Source organism: Streptococcus rifensis, assembly GCF_053203525.1.
In genome coordinates, this window is sequence record NZ_JBRUCW010000009.1 from 17,882 (window position 1) to 34,255 (window position 16,374).

The window sequence follows — 16,374 nt, forward strand, 5'->3', positions numbered from 1 at the left end:
GAGTAACAATCCTCAATGGTACAACAAAAGAAAAAATCAACAAAAGGAAAGACAACGAGACGGCCAACTAAGGCAGAACAAGCTCGGCAGGCAGCTGTAAATCGAATGGTCATTAGCTTTGTTTTGACCCTCATTCTGTTATTTGCCGCCTTGCGCCTAGGAGCAATGGGAGTCACCTTGTATAACCTCATGCGTATGGTGGTGGGAAGCCTGGCTTACCTTGCGATTGGAGCAATTGTTTTCTACCTCTTTGGCTTTAAATGGCTGCGCAGAAACCGTCACATTTTTTGGGGCTTCCTGCTCTTTTTTGTAGGTCTAGCACTTGGGTTCCAGGCCTATTTTGCGACGCAAAATCCTAATGGCGATGCCTTGACGACCCTTTGGGCTCACCTATCTCAGGACCTGCGTCAATTTAAGGTTAGTTATTTTGCAGGCGGTGGCCTTCTAGGAGGGGTGTTGCATAAATTCTTGGCGACACTCTTTGCCAATGTTGGCGCCTATGTGTTTGCGGTTCTGATGACTCTTGGCGGTCTTTTGGCTATGAGCCCTTGGAGTCTTTATGATGTCAGCCAATTCCTTTTGGGGAAATGGCAGAGCTATAGACAGTGGTCGGCAGAAAAAGCCGTCATTCGGGAAGAGAAAGCTGAGGCTAGAAAGGCTGAGGCTGCGCAGCTTCTAGAAGATTCTGAGCCATCTGAAGAGGAGTTGGCCCAAAGTGACTCAGACTTATCACGGCAAATTGACTTGGAGACAGGAGAGATTCTTCCTCCAGGATTTGAAAAGGCAGTATCACCTAAACCTCAGCCAGAGATTAGCCTCAATCAGCCAGTCTATGACGATTACGAGGACTGGGAGGCGCCAGCAGGTTTTGACCAAGAGACCGATCAGGAGCTAATAAGTGACGTTGCGGATCCTGAAGCCTTTGAAGATGACGGCGAAGTCTTGGTAGACTTTACACCAAAAGCGCAACTCCAATATAAGCTCCCAACCATCGACCTCCTCCCTCCAGTAAAACCTAAAAACCAACTGGGTGAGAAGAAAATTGTCCGAGATAATATTAGAAAGTTAGAAGCTGCCTTTGAAAGTTTTGGCATTAAGGCGACGGTTGAACGGGCTGAAATCGGACCTTCTGTCACCAAGTACGAGGTTAAACCAGCTACAGGCGTTCGGGTCAACCGCATTGCCAATCTTTCAGATGACTTAGCTTTGGCCCTTGCGGCCAAAGATGTCCGCATTGAAGCGCCGATTCCAGGCAAATCCCTCATTGGGATTGAAGTGCCCAACTCTGAGATTGCCACCGTTGGCTTTAGAGAGCTCTGGGAGCAGGCTAAGACAGACCCTGACAACCTGCTTGAAATTCCGCTTGGAAAAGCCGTTAACGGCAGTGTCAAATCCTTTAATCTAGCCCGTATGCCCCATCTTTTGGTGGCCGGATCAACCGGTTCAGGGAAATCCGTTGCGGTCAATGGCATCATTGCCAGTATTCTCATGAAGGCGCGACCGGATCAGGTCAAGTTCATGATGGTCGACCCAAAGATGGTCGAACTCTCTGTCTACAATGATATTCCCCATCTCTTGATTCCCGTTGTGACCAACCCACGCAAGGCCAGCAGGGCCCTGCAAAAAGTTGTCGATGAAATGGAAAACCGCTACGAACTCTTCAGCCGCTTTGGTGTCCGCAACATTGCAGGATACAATGCCAAGGTTGAAGAGTGGAACCGACACTCTCAGGAAAAACACATTCCGCTGCCCCTGATCGTTGTGATTGTCGATGAGTTGGCGGACCTCATGATGGTTGCCAGCAAAGAAGTGGAAGATTCTATTATCCGTATCGGGCAAAAAGCGCGGGCGGCAGGGATTCACATGATTCTGGCAACCCAACGTCCATCGGTCAATGTCATCAGCGGTCTCATCAAGGCCAATGTGCCTAGCCGGATCGCCTTTGCAGTATCTAGTGGTACTGACTCTCGGACTATTTTGGATGAAAACGGGGCGGAAAAACTGTTAGGACGTGGCGACATGCTCTTTAAGCCCATTGATGAAAACCACTCCAGTCGTCTCCAAGGATCCTTCATCTCTGATGAAGAAGTTGAAGATATTGTCAACTTTATCAAAGATCAGGCTGAGGCAGACTACGATGAAGCCTTTGACCCAGGTGAAGTCTCTGAGAATGATGCAGATATGGGTTCTGGTGGTAGTGAGGGAGACCCTCTCTTTGAGGAAGCTAAAGCTTTAGTTTTAGAAACTCAAAAAGCGAGCGCATCCATGATTCAGCGTCGGTTGTCAGTCGGTTTTAACCGAGCAACGAGACTGATGGAAGAGTTAGAAGCAGCAGGTGTCATCGGTCCAGCAGAAGGGACCAAGCCACGCAAGGTCTTGCAGCAAGGATAAGCTATGAAGTTTAATCAGACACATCACACTGCCATCATAGGCAGAGACTACACAAAAACCAAGCAGTTCTATGTAGACTTGCTTGGTTTTAAAGTGATTTCAGAATATCCTAGGCCTGATAAGGGAGACACCATTATCAATGTCGGTCAAGGTGATTTGGTGCTAGAACTCTTTATCAAACCGGATGCGCCAGTTAGACCGGCTCTTCCCCAGCCAGAGCATACGGGTCTTAGGCATCTAGCCTTTAAGGTGGATTCCGTAGCAGCCTATCTGGAAATGTTTGACAAACGTGGTATTCCCCATCAAGGGCTTCGCTATGATGACTTTGATGGCAAGGCCATGGCTTTCTTCTTTGATCCAGATGGTCTGCCCTTAGAAATACATGAATGAACAAATAAAAGAAGCACAGATCGATTTCCGATAAGAAAGCGAGCTGCGCTTTTTTCAATTTATGTAAAAATGAGGATGTAGATGACCAAGGCCAGATAGAATAGAAAGGTCAGCAGAAAACTCAGTCGCCAAAAAACTTTAAAGATGCGCTGAAAGCGAATCGTTCTTTTTTTAAGCAAGTAGTAAATAGTAATTCCCAGCAATAAAAGAGCTAAGAGGAGACTATAGAGGGCCAATAGACTGTGGTAAAAGGTCTGGGCGCTGACGACATAAAGGGCCAAGGCGTAGAGTGGCAGGGCAATATCTGGGACCCCGATTTTAAAATGGCGCAAGCGAAAAAGTCCTGTGATCGCCATGGCCAAAGGAAACCCCAAAAATAAGAATAAAACGGAAATGATTTTAAGGAATAACATATCTCTATTTTAATCCAAAAAATTAGGTTTGTAAACTTGAAATATCAAAAAAAATAGTGTAGAATAGAAAGGTATGTGATATTCACATACTTGTGGGAGGTAAAAATCTTTCATTACCGCCAAAACCACAATAGGAGGATTTTATATCATGGCTAAAAAAGTCGAAAAACTTGTAAAACTTCAAATTCCTGCCGGTAAAGCTACTCCAGCTCCGCCAGTTGGTCCAGCCTTGGGTCAAGCGGGGATTAACATCATGGGCTTCACTAAAGAGTTCAACGCACGTACAGCTGATCAAGCTGGTATGATTATTCCAGTTGTTATCACTGTTTATGAAGACAAATCATTTGATTTTGTCACTAAGACACCGCCAGCTGCTGTTCTTTTGAAAAAAGCTGCAGGTGTTGAAAAAGGTTCAGGCACCCCTAACACAACTAAGGTTGCTTCAGTGACACGTGCGCAAGTACAACAAATTGCTGAAACAAAAATGCCAGACTTAAACGCTGCTAATCTTGAGTCAGCGATGCGTATGATCGAAGGTACTGCTCGCTCTATGGGATTCACTGTTACTGACTAACAGTAGCCCCTAGACCCGCTCACTTCATCATAACACTGAGTGATGTGGGAGATGAAAATCGATAGGACCACTTTACAAGGAGAAATTAAAACATGGCTAAAAAAAGCAAACAAATGCGTGCTGCACTTGAAAAAATCGACAGCACAAAAGCGTACAGCGTAGAAGAAGCTGTAGCTCTTACAAAAGAAACTAACTTTGCAAAATTTGATGCAACTGTAGAAGTTGCTTACAACTTGAACATCGACGTTCGTAAAGCTGACCAACAAATCCGTGGGGCAATGGTATTGCCAAACGGTACAGGTAAAACCCAACGTGTCTTGGTCTTTGCTCGCGGTGCTAAAGCTGAAGAAGCTAAAGCTGCTGGTGCAGACTTTGTAGGTGAAGACGATCTCGTTGCAAAAATCAACGACGGTTGGTTGGATTTTGACGTGGTAATCGCAACTCCAGACATGATGGCTCTTGTGGGTCGTCTCGGTCGTGTTTTGGGTCCACGCAACCTCATGCCAAACCCTAAAACTGGTACTGTAACCATGGATGTTGCAAAAGCAGTTGAAGAATCAAAAGGTGGAAAAATCACTTACCGTGCTGATAAGGCTGGTATCGTGCAAGCTATCATCGGTAAAGTGTCATTTGACGCAGACAAATTGGTTGAAAACTTCAAAGCCTTCAACGATGTTATCGTTAAAGCTAAACCAGCGACTGCTAAAGGGACTTACATCACAAGCTTGACCATCACAACTACTCAAGGTGTGGGTATCAAGGTTGATACGAACTCATTCTAAGCATAAGCGTAACATTTTAGTAAAACGGAAGCCGGTTCATATGGCTCCGTTTTCTCTTTGCTCATTGAAGTGTATTATCAGGTCAAAAAGGAGAATAGATGGATAGAGAACAGCACCCATTTGGGCGAAAACCTATACCCGCATTGTTAAGATCATTAGCTATTCCAGCTGTTGTTGCCAACATTGTTAATGCCCTTTACAATATTGTTGATCAGATTTTTATCGGTCAAGGTGTTGGGTATCTAGGGAATGCTGCAACTAATATAGCTTTTCCGCTGACGACTATTTGTCTGGCAGTAGGACTCATGTTAGGGCTTGGATCTGCTTCCAAATTCAATTTGGAGTTGGGGAGAAAAAATCCTGACTTGGCTAAGAAGGCGGCAGGGTCTACGGCTTCAACGTTACTGATTATAGGGATTGCAATGTGCCTCATCATGCGGCTCTTTCTTGAGCCGATGCTCATCAGTTTTGGTGCAACTGATTCTATTTTAGAATATGCTAAGATTTATACTGGCATCACAAGTCTTGGGATACCGTTTCTCTTATTCTCATTGGGCACAAATCCGCTGGTTAGGGCTGATGGTGCAGCCAAGTATTCGATGGCGGCCATTATTGCAGGAGCCGTATTAAATACGATTCTGGATCCCATCTTTATTTTCGTCTTTGGATGGGGAATTGCCGGAGCAGCTTGGGCGACAGTCATGAGTCAGGCCCTTTCAGCATCGATTTTGATGATGTACTTTAGACGCTTTAAATCTGTTACTTTTGAGAGACGTGATTTTCTTCCAGATTGGTCGATGTTTATCACGGTCTGCTCACTAGGAGTGGCCTCTTTTATCAATCAATCATCTAATGTCTTAGTTCAAATCGTCACTAATAATGCGCTGAAAACTTATGGTGAACTATCTCAGTATGGTGCAGATATTCCCATTGCCGTGGCCGGGATTGTTGCCAAAGTTAACGTGATTTTAATCGCAATTGTCATCGGGATCGTCCAAGGCTCCCAACCTATCTTGAGTTATAACTATGGGGCTAAAAATTTTGATCGTGTGCGTGAGACCATCCAAGTTGCTTTAAAAGCAGTTAGTATCGTTTCTCTTGTTTGTTGGATTGGTTTTGAACTCTTTCCTAAAAACATTTTGAGCATTTTTGGATCAGGTTCTGACCTCTATTTTGAATTTGGGATTCGCTATATGCGTATTTTCTTTCTAGTATCAGTCATTAATGGGATTCAAATCTTTTCAGCAACCTTTTTCCCAGCTATTGGAAAAGCCAAAATAGGAGCTTTTATCTCCATCTTCAAACAAGTAGGATTAGTGATTCCCTTGCTTTTACTTCTACCTTTACTCTTTGGTGTAGAAGGTCTAGTCATTGCCATTCCGATTGCTGATTTGACAGCTTTTTTATTGGCAGGCTATCTCTTGCTTAAGGAATATCAAAAAATGGGCCACTATTTAGTCAACGGTCAGGGCTAATTTTCCCCTTATAACTCAAAAAATAAAGCCACCACTACAAATTCTTTTACAAATGTGATAGAATAAGAAAGATGAAAAAAGGAGAGTAAGATGGTTCGACCAAAATATAGACGTGTACTGATTAAATTATCTGGTGAAGCGCTGGCTGGGGACAAGGGAGTTGGCATTGACATCCCAACGGTTCAAAAAATTGCTCGTGAGATTGAGGAAGTTCATGATACAGGTGTTGAAATAGCCCTAGTTATCGGTGGCGGTAACCTTTGGCGTGGAGAGCCTGCTGCAGAAGTTGGCATGGATCGGGTTCAAGCAGATTATACCGGTATGCTGGGAACAGTGATGAACGCCCTTGTCATGGCAGACAGTCTCAAGCAAGTAGGGGTCGATACCAGAGTTCAGACAGCTATTGCCATGCACCAAGTAGCTGAACCTTACGTCCGCGGGCGAGCCCTTCGTCACTTAGAAAAAGACCGTATCGTTATCTTTGCAGCAGGCACAGGCTCACCCTACTTCTCGACAGATACAACGGCAGCCCTTCGCGCCGCAGAAATCGATGCTGAAGCCATTCTCATGGCCAAAAATGGTGTGGATGGGGTCTATAACGCCGATCCTAAGAAGGATCCTAACGCTGTCAAGTTTTCAGAGTTGACACATGTGGAAGTGATTCATAAGGGGCTTAAAATCATGGATTCAACCGCGGCGACCCTATCCATGGACAATGATATTGACCTTGTGGTCTTTAATATGAATGAACCTGGTAACATTAAGAAGGTTGTTCTTGGTGAACCTATCGGAACAACTGTTTCAAATAAAAAATAAAAGAAAGTTGGATGACTCATGGCAAACGCTATTGTAGAAAAAGCTCAAGAAAGAATGACCCAATCCCACCAAAGTTTGGCCCGCGAATTTGGCCACATCCGTGCCGGTCGGGCCAACGCTAGCCTTTTGGACCGTATTTCAGTTGAGTACTACGGTGTCGATACGCCGCTCAATCAAATCGCTTCGATTACGATTCCTGAGGCTCGGGTACTTTTGGTATCTCCTTTTGATAAAGGCTCTCTTAAAGATATCGAACGGGCAATCAACGCTTCTGACCTTGGCATCACACCGGCCTCTGATGGTTCTGTGATTCGCTTGGTGATTCCAGCCTTGACCGAAGAAACCCGTAAGGAATTGGCCAAGGATGTAAAAAAAGTGGGCGAAAATGCTAAAGTTGCTATCCGTAATATCCGTCGCGATGCTATGGACGAAGCCAAAAAGCAGGAAAAAGCAAAAGAAATCACTGAAGATGAGTTAAAGGGTCTTGAAAAAGATATCCAAAAAGTGACAGACGATGCCATCAAACACATCGATGACATGACAGCAAATAAGGAAAAAGAATTACTGGAAGTCTAAAAAGGCAGGGTCAGTTGAAAGATTGGCTCTGTTTTCGCATAAAGGAGAACGGGCATGAATGAACTATGTTTATCAGGTTATGATATCTTGCCAATTACTGATCAGAGGTCGATTGATTTAGCATACGACATTTGTGCAGGAAATCCTCTTTATTATCATTATTGTCCTCCCTTTGTGACTAAGGATAGTCTCTGGGAAACGATTGATTATTTACCTCCTAATAAAGGGTTGGAAGATAAGCAATTCTTTCTAGTGATGGAAGGAAAAGAGCCAATAGCGGTGATTGATTTGGTGTTTGCCTATCCCACTGTGAAAATTGTTTGGTTGGGGCTGTTTATGCTATCGGCTGCCCGACAAGGTAAAGGTTTGGGAAGTCAACTCATTGCGGAGCTCTGCTATAATCTAAAACAAAAAGGCTATCAGGAGGTGCGGCTAGGCTGGGTCAAGGGTAATTCTCAGGCAGAACAGTTCTGGTTGAAAAATGACTTTGAGCTCATCGAGGAAAAGGAAAGTTTAGAGGGCCACCCTGTTTTGGTTGCCAAGCGTATGTTATAGAAATGAGGAAGAGATGAATCAACTACTTGCAAACTTTGTAACGGGTCTAATCACCTCAGAAAACGACCACTTTTATTTTGTCCAAAAAGACGGCCTGACTCTGGCTCTTGATAAGGTTGAGGGAGCTCATCAAATAGGTGACATGGTGACAGGTTTTGCCTATAGTGATAGCAAGCATAAGCTGCGTTTGACAACCAAAGAAATCTCCGCTGACCGTGACCATTATGGCTGGGGAAGGGTGACTGGAGTCCGTAAGGACCTCGGTGTTTTTGTGGATACGGGGCTTCCAGACAAGGAAATTGTCGTTTCTCTGGATATTTTACCCGAGATGAAGGAACTCTGGCCTAAACAAAGTGACCAGCTCTACATCAAGTTAGAAGTCGACGGCAAGGACCGTATCTGGGGCATTCCCGCTCCCCCTGAGGTCTTCCAAGCTTTGGCTGGTCCAGCCTATGATAACATGCAAAACCAGACCCTCAAGGCAATCGTCTACCGTCTCAAACTGTCAGGCACTTTTGTCTATCTGCCAGATAACAATATGCTGGGCTTTATCCACCCGACTGAGCGTTTTAGCGAGCCTCGTTTGGGACAGGTTCTGGAAGCGCGCGTGGTGGGTTACCGCACAGTTGACCGTACCCTCAATCTCTCCCTCAAACCACGTTCCTTTGAGATGCTGGAAAATGATGCCCAGATGATTGTGACCTACTTAGAGAGCAATGGCGGCTTTATGACCTTAAACGACAAGTCGAGCCCAGAGGACATCAAGGCTGTTTTTGGCATTTCCAAAGGCCAGTTCAAAAAAGCCTTGGGAGGTCTCATGAAGGCTGGGAAAATTAAGCAGGATCCTCTGGGAACAGAGTTGCTTTAAGAGTTTGGCATGGTAAAACCACTTGAAGAGATGACTTTGGAAGAACTCTGGCAGCTCTTTCCTATTTTTCTAGTTGAGCATAAGTCAGAATGGCAGGATTGGTATGCAGACGAGAAGAGTGAACTAGAAAAGTTATTAGGCGCTGACGTGATAAAAAGCATTGAGCACATTGGCAGCACAGCTATTCCAGCTATTTGGGCAAAGAATATCGTCGATATCTTGCTGCAAGTGGAAAATCCGACAGATATGATGCGAGCTCAGGCTATCTTAGTCGCCAATGGTTGGCGGCTCATGTCTGAATCGTCCAATCGGATGTCGTTTAATAAGGGCTACACAGAAAATGGTTTTGCAGACAGGGTGTTTCATTTGCATCTGCGCCTAAGCGGCGACTGCGATGAGCTTTATTTTAGGGATTATCTGCGCCAGCACCCAGATCTTGCGCAGGATTACCAAAAACTGAAATTAAGCCTGTGGAAAAAATTTGAGCACGACCGAGATGGGTATACAGAAGCAAAAAGTGACTTTATTCAGAATTACACGCATCTTGCAAAAGAAGTCATTCCAGACATAAACGGTTAGCTTAACATTGGAAATCTCAGGTTTTCTGAGATTTTTTGCTATAATAGGTCTAATAAATCTTAGGAGGGAAAGATGTCTTGGTTAAAACGACTGAGGAAAAAAAGAAGGCCAGAGGAGGTTCAGCATCCCATTCTTGACTTTAGGGAAGGCAAGCTGTTCTTAAATGAGCAATGTCTGACCTTTCCGCTCTCTTTAGAGGACTTAAAAGCTAGTTTAGGAGCTCCTGATAAGACAGAAAAAGATAGTCAGAATCGTCTATGTTACGTCTATGACCGGTTAGGCTTGGTTTTTGTTGTGCAAAGGAAAGGCGAGGACTGGTACAAAAGACGACAGGTTTATATTGATCAAAACCACAATATCACCTTGGTTAACCTCTACTTTGGTGATGAAGTTCGAGAAATGGTGTATGAGACCGTTTTACCAGCCCAGCCTTGCCAAACCGTCATAACCATTAATGGTCGTCCCTTAAGTTTTATTAGCCAACGCGCGCAGCATGGCGATTTTCAGCTGATTTACTGGGCGCCTTATGATACCAAGGTAAATGGTAGTGTTGAAAAGCTCATTTACCCGCTCTCTATTGCTTTCTTGCCGGAGCTTCCAAGGCAACAGTCTCCTATTTCTAAAGATGAGAGTCTGCTCTTTTCTAGCCTTAATCTTAAGTTGGCTGTTATTCAAGAACTGATGTATAACCAATGCCTCTTGTTGCCTAAATTTGATTTGCGAGAGTATGCTGAAAAATATCCAAATGCTGGCATTGATCTTGAAAGTCAAGAGGCAGTACCTGCGGCATTGAGATTCTTTGCTGAACTGGCCATTCCCCAAAGTCTAGCGGAAAAAGTGACCAGTCTTGACATGGATGGCGGTAATGTCATATACGGCCACATTATCCCTCAGTGGGATGGGGAGGACGGTTATTTTAGTTTAAACGCAGTCACTGAAAGCGAGTTAAAACAATTTCCCAACCTCAAAGAAGCAAGGATAATGGCTGAGGACTACGAAAACATAGCCAATGTTTTTAAGTCGGCTGGGATAAGTGTTGAGTGACTGTAGTTTTAGTTACAAATAGTATCTTTCTTAGTCCGGCGTATCAAGATGACAAGGATTTTACCCATTCTTAAGGGCTTTGTCACCAAGTGTAAGACTCTTGTAAGGTCTAAAGAGGAAAAAGCGCGACTATCCTAGCTGATAGGTCCTATTGAGGACATCTCTTTGTCATCTTTTCTGGGAAGCTTGATTTAATGGGCTTTTGAGGCCTTTGACATTCTCAGTAAAACCTTGTAGAATGACCCTAAGACAACGAAATGTTGTCGATGACCTTTCAACACTATAGCTTTAAAACGCTAAGTGTTGTTCTAGTCTAGGAGTCATAAGGAAAGGAGATGAATTCCATGACTAAAACAAAAAAACTACCAGCCATTCTAGCGCTAACAACAGGTGCTGCCATTACAGGTCTTAACGCTCCTGGGGTATCTGCTGCCCAACGTGCAGTAAGTGCTGCTCAAGCCAAGGCCATTGTCTTTAAGGACGCCGGAGTCTCTGAGCAAGACGTTAGCAAACTGAAAGTCCATGAAGATTCAGACAATGATGTTCCTGTTTACGACATTGAATTTGAAGTGAAGGGAACAGAGTATGACTATACTGTCAGTGCTATTGATGGAACCATTACAGTAAAAGAAGTTGACCTCTCCGATGCTGAGGAAGAGCAACAAAAACAGGCCGAAGCTACCATTTCAGCTGAAGAAGCCAAAGCTATCGTTTTCAAAGATGCAGGTGTGACAGAGGTTAATGTGCGGTCGCTAAAGGTTCATGGTGACAAGGACAATGATATTCCTGTTTACGAGATTGAATTCAAAGTAAACGGAAAAGAATATGATTATACAGTTAATGCGGTTAGCGGTCTAATCACGGAAAAAGAGATTGACTAGGCGGTTAACATTCTAGAAGGCTGGGACAAAAGTCCTAGCTTTTTATGTTCATTCAGCTCATTTTCTGGTATAATACTGCTATCACAGGTGTAAAATACTCGTCAAGAATCAGATGTAAGGAGGTCTTGTTATGGAAAGAGCAATATTTGCAGGCGGCTGTTTTTGGTGTATGGTTCAACCGTTTGAAGAAATGGATGGGGTAATTTCCGTCCTTTCTGGCTACACAGCAGGTCATGTGGAACATCCCACTTATGAGCAGGTCTGTTCAGGAACGACGGGTCATACCGAGGCTGTGGAAATCATCTTTGACCCTACCAAGATTTCCTATGCAGATCTGGTTGAGCTGTATTGGGCGCAGACGGATCCGACCGATGCCTTTGGTCAATTTGAAGACCGAGGGGACAACTACCGCCCTGTGATTTTCTACGAAACAGAAGAGCAACGCCAAGTGGCACAAGCTTCTAAGGACGCTCTACAAGCCTCAGGGCGCTTTGCAAGACCAATTGTAACGACCATTGAGCCAGCGCAACCCTTTTATCCTGCTGAAGACTACCATCAGGCCTTTTACAAGAAAAGTCCGGAGCGCTATGCGCTCTCCAGCCAACGTCGTCATGATTTCTTAGAAAGGAATTGGAACTAGTGCGCAAATCTTTTTACACCTGGCTGATGACCCAGCGCAATCCTAAGTCTAATGCGCCGGTAGCGATTCTGGCAGACTTGGTCTTTGAAGAGACAACCTTTCCCAAACATAGCGATGATTTTGAAGAAATTAGTCGCTACTTAGAAGACGAAGCCAGTTTTTCCTTCAATCTCAGTGAATTTGATCAGATTTGGGAAGAGTATATGGCTCATTGAAATATAAGCTCAATATTTTTTGTTGTCACTAAAATGAAGAAAACCTTTTTCATCTGCAAAAACTGTAAAGAGGCATTAACAATCGTTTTATAGAATTACGCTGAGTCGTGATTTTTTGCTTTAAATAGGCTATAATGAGACTATCAAATGAAAGAATGGGGGACTCTATTTGCAAGAGTATTCTATCGATATTCAACTCAAACACCCTGACGATGCCTTGCACCTTTTTGGTAGCAACGAACGCCATCTAAGACTCATGGAAGAAGAGCTGGAGGTGGTGATTCACGCGGGAACAGAAGTCGTGCAGGTCATCGGTGAAGAAGCTCATTGTGAGCAGGCCAAATTGGTCATTCAAGCGCTTTTGGTGCTGGTTAATCGAGGTATGCTTATTAATACGACAGACGTCGTGACCGCCATTACCATGGTCCGTAATGGTGAGATTGACAAGTTCATTGCCCTCTATGAAGAAGAAATTATCAAGGACAATTCAGGAAAACCGATTCGTGTCAAGACGCTGGGGCAAAAAATTTATGTGGATAGCGTTAAGCAGCACGATATTGTCTTTGGGATTGGTCCAGCAGGAACGGGGAAGACCTTCTTGGCGGTGACATTGGCGGTGACGGCTCTTAAAAAAGGTCAAGTCAAACGCATTATTCTAACCCGACCTGCGGTGGAGGCAGGTGAAAGTCTAGGTTTCTTGCCAGGCGATCTCAAGGAAAAGGTTGACCCTTATCTGCGCCCCGTTTATGACGCCCTCTACCAAATTTTAGGGAAAGACCAGACAACCCGTCTCATGGAGCGTGACATTATCGAAATTGCGCCTTTAGCCTATATGCGGGGGCGGACCTTGGATGATGCCTTTGTCATTCTGGATGAAGCCCAAAACACGACCATTATGCAGATGAAGATGTTCTTGACGCGTCTTGGGTTTAATTCCAAGATGATTGTCAATGGGGATATCAGCCAGATTGACTTGCCAGGCAAGGTAAAGTCAGGGCTGATCGATGCCACACAGAAATTGCAAAACATCAAGCAAATCGACTTTGTTCACTTCTCAGCCAAGGATGTTGTCCGCCACCCAGTTGTAGCAGAAATCATCAAGGCTTATGAAGTAGAGCGAGATGAATAGAGGTTTTTTTGGGTTGGACTGACCTTCTTTGTAAAGTCTTATAGTTATCGTTTGTTAAAGTGTTTGAAACAATCTTGTTTCAGGCGCTTTTTCTTTCTGTAAAGTTTCGCTGTATATAATGAATTTCAAACCTTACTCATACAGAGTCAAATCCTATAGTTAATAATAAAAGAAGAGTTAACTGCCGAGTCATGCTCCGATCTGCTCTGGTAAATATCAGATGAATTTAGCTATAAATATAGAAAAAATAAAAAAATAGCGATTTTATATCAAAAAAGGTTGACAATACATCGGATGAATATTATAATGAAGTCATAAATAAAACGCTTCCAAAAAAGGAAGCTATAAAGGAGGAGGCTCGCATGAGTCAAGAAAAAATGGAAAGACGTGAAGCAGTTACCTATAATCGTGCAAAAATTTGGCAGATTATTTTATTTGCCATGAATAATACATCGACTAATATTTACCTAGTTGCTTTTAGTTTTGTGACCTATTTTTCAACAGGGGTTCTAGGATTGGCTGCTATCTTTGTAAGTCAATTAATGGGATATGTTCGTATCTTCGATGGGTTTATTGATCCGGCTATTGGTGTTTTGATTGATAAAACAGATACTTCGTTTGGTAAATATCGTCCGATCATTGTTTTAGGTAATATCATTACCGCTTTATCATTTATTTTCTTGTTTAATATTGATAAAATGGGTAGTGGTATGACGATGCCATTGTTTATTATTGCTCTTATTATCCATAAAATTGGGTATTCTTTACAACAAACGGTCACTAAAGCAGGACAGACAGCTTTGACAAATGATCCTAAACAACGACCTATTTTTAATATCGTTGATGGCATCATGTCAGCTATTCTTTTTTCGGGTAGTCAAATCGTTATTTCAAGCTACTTAGTTCCAAAACATGGTGGTTTTACATCTGGCTTCTTTGCAGAATTAGTAGCAGGTGTACTTGTTATTTCAGCAATTTTAGCAACCTTGGCTATCATTGGTATTTGGCAAAAAGATAATAAGGCTTTCTTTGGATTGGGGGAAGAGAAGACCAAAAAGACCTCATTCTCAGATTACCTTAAGGTGATTAAAGGAAATAAACCTTTACAAGTCTTATCTATTTCAGCTGCCTTTGTGAAATTTGTTGCCCAATTGTTTGGGGATTCTGTTGTAACAGTTATGTTATTTGGTATCTTACTTGGGGATTATGCTTTATCTGGTGCTATTTCAGCGCTCATGGTAATTCCTAATATTTTGGTAACTACTTTTGCAGCAAGTGTTGCTCGTAAAAAAGGCTTAAGAAGAGCATATATCTTATCGCTGCAGATCGGAATCACTGCATTAACAGCATTAGGAGTGTTATTATACTCTGCTCAACCAGGGGCTTTAAACCTAAAAACGTGGGGCATTTACAGTATTGGATTTGTAGTTCTTTATGCTTTAGGAAGATATTTTTCGTCAGCACCTTCCAGCCTAGTTTTAACAATGGGTGCCGATATTTCTGACTATGAAACATCTGTTTCTGGGCGCTATGTTTCTGGTATGATTGGGACGATCTTTTCATTGACTGACTCAGTTGCCTCATCCTTTGCACCAATGGTTGTTGGTTGGGTATTGGCTTCAATTGGATTTGCAAAAGAATATCCAACTGCTGAAACACCTTTAAGTCCAGAGCTTAAATTAGCTACAATTGCTCTGTTTGCTATTATTCCAGTAGCTATACTACTAGTATCACTAGTATTGATGAAGTTTTACAAGCTTGATCAAGAAACCATGGAACAGATTCAAGAGAAGATTCATGTAATGAAAGCTGCTAAAGACAAGGAACGCGCGCATGATATCGCTAAGAATGTTGAGTTGAGTGACATGGAATATGTCGATTTGACAAAATACCCAGTCGAGGAGCCTAAAAAGTAGATTTTTAAACTATCCATTCCGTTCGGATGGGGTCATTAATTAGAACGGATTCTTTAGAACGGATTCTATAGAATGGAATCCGTTTTTGCTTATAAAAGGAGGAAGTATGAAAATTGTTGGACTTGGTGAGGTTTTGTGGCGTATCTCGTCTCCGAACCATTTATTATTTTCTCAAACGAATCAATTAGAGAGTCAGTTTGGTGGCTCAGAATTAAATGTTTTAGGAGGGCTTAGTTATCTTGGTTATGAGACAGAAATTATTTCTGCTGTACCTGATAATACTGTCGGCCAAGCTTGTAAACATTTTATTGCTAGTCACAATATCGGAATGCGTCATCTTTTGACTAAAGGTGAAAGACTGGGTTTGTACTTTTATGAACGTGGTTTTTCAGTTAGGCAAAGTCGAATAACCTATGATCGTTCACGGTCGTCATTTTCAGAAATTCGCTTCAGTGATTTTAACTGGGATGAGATTTTTGAAGATGCGGACTGGTTCCATGTTTCAGGTATTACAATTGCTCTTAATCCCATATGTTATGATCTGACCTTAAAAGCAATGGATATGGCAAAGTCTAGAGGTATTGGTATTAGTTTTGACCTTAATTATCGGGAAAGCTTGTGGACTGACTTTGAAGAAGCTAGACAAGGCATGGTCCCTTTTGTCGAGCGAGCAGATATTTGTATCGGTATTGAACCGGTTGCTTTACCCACAGATAGTGGCCAAGATTTAAAAGATGAATTGTGCCTAAGTAGACCCTATCAAAATAAGGAAATACTTAAAACAGCGGTTAGAGAATTAGCAAACACCTATGATTTAAAATGTATAGCCTTTACGCAACGAGAATTGGATAATAACCTTTATAAACTAAAAGGATACTTATACAAAGATGGTGAACTGTTTGAGACGCCAATCAAGGAGAGTTTAGCCGTAGATCGAATAGGTACTGGAGATGCATTTACAGCAGGTATCATTTTTGGCCATTTAGAAGGCTATCAGCCTGAGATCCTTTTAAAGACAGCTATGACTAGTTTTGTGTTTAAACATACCATTGAAGGGGATATTAATCTGATGACGAAATCCCAGTTAGAACAATTATTGCATTCCTCAAATCAGGAGATTACTAGATAGG

The 16,374-nt window shown here is 42.8% G+C and carries 18 protein-coding genes; 17 read left to right on the top strand and 1 reads right to left on the bottom strand.

Annotated elements, in window-relative coordinates:
- Window positions 1-15: 15 nt before the first annotated feature.
- Both ACVRYP_RS06560 and gloA2 read left to right on the top strand, forming a co-directional pair.
- A complete protein-coding gene (locus ACVRYP_RS06560) occupies window positions 16-2,391 on the top strand; it encodes a DNA translocase FtsK (RefSeq protein ID WP_447467942.1) in 2,376 nt (791 codons plus the stop codon).
- 3 nt (window positions 2,392-2,394) lie between these two features.
- Window positions 2,395-2,781: an SMU1112c/YaeR family gloxylase I-like metalloprotein gene (gene gloA2, locus ACVRYP_RS06565; protein WP_447467943.1), complete on the top strand. Its 387-nt coding sequence runs from the start codon at window positions 2,395-2,397 to the stop codon at window positions 2,779-2,781.
- Between the two features lie 59 nt (window positions 2,782-2,840).
- Here gloA2 and ACVRYP_RS06570 read toward each other — a convergent pair whose 3' ends face one another.
- Window positions 2,841-3,194: a DUF3397 family protein gene (locus ACVRYP_RS06570; protein WP_447467944.1), complete on the bottom strand. Its 354-nt coding sequence runs from the start codon at window positions 3,192-3,194 to the stop codon at window positions 2,841-2,843.
- Window positions 3,195-3,342: 148 nt separating this feature from the next.
- Here ACVRYP_RS06570 and rplK point away from each other — a divergent pair, with 148 nt between their 5' ends.
- The 15 genes from rplK to ACVRYP_RS06645 all read left to right on the top strand — a co-directional run bounded on the left by rplK (window position 3,343) and on the right by ACVRYP_RS06645 (window position 16,373).
- A complete protein-coding gene (rplK, locus tag ACVRYP_RS06575; protein WP_447467945.1) occupies window positions 3,343-3,768 on the top strand; it encodes a 50S ribosomal protein L11 in 426 nt (141 codons plus the stop codon).
- A 92-nt stretch (window positions 3,769-3,860) separates the two neighbouring features.
- Window positions 3,861-4,550: a 50S ribosomal protein L1 gene (rplA, locus tag ACVRYP_RS06580; protein ID WP_447467946.1), complete on the top strand. Its 690-nt coding sequence runs from the start codon at window positions 3,861-3,863 to the stop codon at window positions 4,548-4,550.
- Between the two features lie 98 nt (window positions 4,551-4,648).
- Window positions 4,649-6,025, top strand: coding sequence for an MATE family efflux transporter (locus ACVRYP_RS06585; protein ID WP_447467947.1), 1,377 nt, complete (start codon window positions 4,649-4,651; stop codon window positions 6,023-6,025).
- Between the two features lie 90 nt (window positions 6,026-6,115).
- Window positions 6,116-6,841, top strand: coding sequence for a UMP kinase (gene pyrH, locus ACVRYP_RS06590; protein ID WP_447467948.1), 726 nt, complete (start codon window positions 6,116-6,118; stop codon window positions 6,839-6,841).
- An 18-nt stretch (window positions 6,842-6,859) separates the two neighbouring features.
- Complete coding sequence (frr, locus tag ACVRYP_RS06595; protein ID WP_447467949.1) at window positions 6,860-7,417, top strand: ribosome recycling factor; 558 nt, start codon at window positions 6,860-6,862, stop codon at window positions 7,415-7,417.
- 54 nt (window positions 7,418-7,471) lie between these two features.
- Entirely contained in the window at window positions 7,472-7,972 is a 501-nt protein-coding gene (locus tag ACVRYP_RS06600; protein WP_447467950.1) for a GNAT family N-acetyltransferase, read from the top strand.
- A 13-nt stretch (window positions 7,973-7,985) separates the two neighbouring features.
- Entirely contained in the window at window positions 7,986-8,840 is an 855-nt protein-coding gene (locus ACVRYP_RS06605; RefSeq protein WP_447467951.1) for a CvfB family protein, read from the top strand.
- Between the two features lie 9 nt (window positions 8,841-8,849).
- Window positions 8,850-9,419 carry a GrpB family protein gene (locus tag ACVRYP_RS06610; protein ID WP_447467952.1) on the top strand — a complete coding sequence of 190 codons (570 nt, stop codon included), beginning with the start codon at window positions 8,850-8,852 and terminating at the stop codon, window positions 9,417-9,419.
- A 72-nt stretch (window positions 9,420-9,491) separates the two neighbouring features.
- Window positions 9,492-10,463, top strand: coding sequence for a DUF6892 domain-containing protein (locus ACVRYP_RS06615; RefSeq protein WP_447467953.1), 972 nt, complete (start codon window positions 9,492-9,494; stop codon window positions 10,461-10,463).
- 344 nt (window positions 10,464-10,807) lie between these two features.
- Entirely contained in the window at window positions 10,808-11,344 is a 537-nt protein-coding gene (locus ACVRYP_RS06620) for a PepSY domain-containing protein (protein WP_447467954.1), read from the top strand.
- A 130-nt stretch (window positions 11,345-11,474) separates the two neighbouring features.
- Window positions 11,475-11,984: a peptide-methionine (S)-S-oxide reductase MsrA gene (gene msrA, locus ACVRYP_RS06625; protein WP_447467955.1), complete on the top strand. Its 510-nt coding sequence runs from the start codon at window positions 11,475-11,477 to the stop codon at window positions 11,982-11,984.
- Window positions 11,984-12,199, top strand: coding sequence for a YozE family protein (locus tag ACVRYP_RS06630; protein ID WP_447467956.1), 216 nt, complete (start codon window positions 11,984-11,986; stop codon window positions 12,197-12,199). Before msrA ends, ACVRYP_RS06630 begins: the two co-directional genes overlap by 1 nt.
- A gap of 169 nt (window positions 12,200-12,368) precedes the next feature.
- The gene (locus tag ACVRYP_RS06635; protein ID WP_447467957.1) at window positions 12,369-13,328 is read left to right on the top strand and encodes a PhoH family protein; all 960 of its coding nucleotides are present in this window, start codon (window positions 12,369-12,371) and stop codon (window positions 13,326-13,328) included.
- 362 nt (window positions 13,329-13,690) lie between these two features.
- A complete protein-coding gene (locus tag ACVRYP_RS06640) occupies window positions 13,691-15,244 on the top strand; it encodes an MFS transporter (protein WP_447467958.1) in 1,554 nt (517 codons plus the stop codon).
- Between the two features lie 106 nt (window positions 15,245-15,350).
- Window positions 15,351-16,373, top strand: coding sequence for a PfkB family carbohydrate kinase (locus ACVRYP_RS06645; RefSeq protein WP_447467959.1), 1,023 nt, complete (start codon window positions 15,351-15,353; stop codon window positions 16,371-16,373).
- Window position 16,374: the final 1 nt, after the last annotated feature.

Coding starts and splice junctions, on each gene's coding strand:
- frr (WP_447467949.1), top strand. CDS start 6,860: ATGGCAAACGCTATTGTAGAAAAAGCTCAAGAAAGAATGACCCAATCC.
- ACVRYP_RS06640 (WP_447467958.1), top strand. CDS start 13,691: ATGAGTCAAGAAAAAATGGAAAGACGTGAAGCAGTTACCTATAATCGT.
- ACVRYP_RS06610 (WP_447467952.1), top strand. CDS start 8,850: ATGGTAAAACCACTTGAAGAGATGACTTTGGAAGAACTCTGGCAGCTC.
- gloA2 (WP_447467943.1), top strand. CDS start 2,395: ATGAAGTTTAATCAGACACATCACACTGCCATCATAGGCAGAGACTAC.
- ACVRYP_RS06560 (WP_447467942.1), top strand. CDS start 16: ATGGTACAACAAAAGAAAAAATCAACAAAAGGAAAGACAACGAGACGG.
- ACVRYP_RS06620 (WP_447467954.1), top strand. CDS start 10,808: ATGACTAAAACAAAAAAACTACCAGCCATTCTAGCGCTAACAACAGGT.
- rplA (WP_447467946.1), top strand. CDS start 3,861: ATGGCTAAAAAAAGCAAACAAATGCGTGCTGCACTTGAAAAAATCGAC.
- ACVRYP_RS06600 (WP_447467950.1), top strand. CDS start 7,472: ATGAATGAACTATGTTTATCAGGTTATGATATCTTGCCAATTACTGAT.
- ACVRYP_RS06570 (WP_447467944.1), bottom strand. CDS start 3,194: ATGTTATTCCTTAAAATCATTTCCGTTTTATTCTTATTTTTGGGGTTT.
- ACVRYP_RS06615 (WP_447467953.1), top strand. CDS start 9,492: ATGTCTTGGTTAAAACGACTGAGGAAAAAAAGAAGGCCAGAGGAGGTT.
- msrA (WP_447467955.1), top strand. CDS start 11,475: ATGGAAAGAGCAATATTTGCAGGCGGCTGTTTTTGGTGTATGGTTCAA.
- rplK (WP_447467945.1), top strand. CDS start 3,343: ATGGCTAAAAAAGTCGAAAAACTTGTAAAACTTCAAATTCCTGCCGGT.
- ACVRYP_RS06605 (WP_447467951.1), top strand. CDS start 7,986: ATGAATCAACTACTTGCAAACTTTGTAACGGGTCTAATCACCTCAGAA.
- ACVRYP_RS06585 (WP_447467947.1), top strand. CDS start 4,649: ATGGATAGAGAACAGCACCCATTTGGGCGAAAACCTATACCCGCATTG.
- pyrH (WP_447467948.1), top strand. CDS start 6,116: ATGGTTCGACCAAAATATAGACGTGTACTGATTAAATTATCTGGTGAA.
- ACVRYP_RS06645 (WP_447467959.1), top strand. CDS start 15,351: ATGAAAATTGTTGGACTTGGTGAGGTTTTGTGGCGTATCTCGTCTCCG.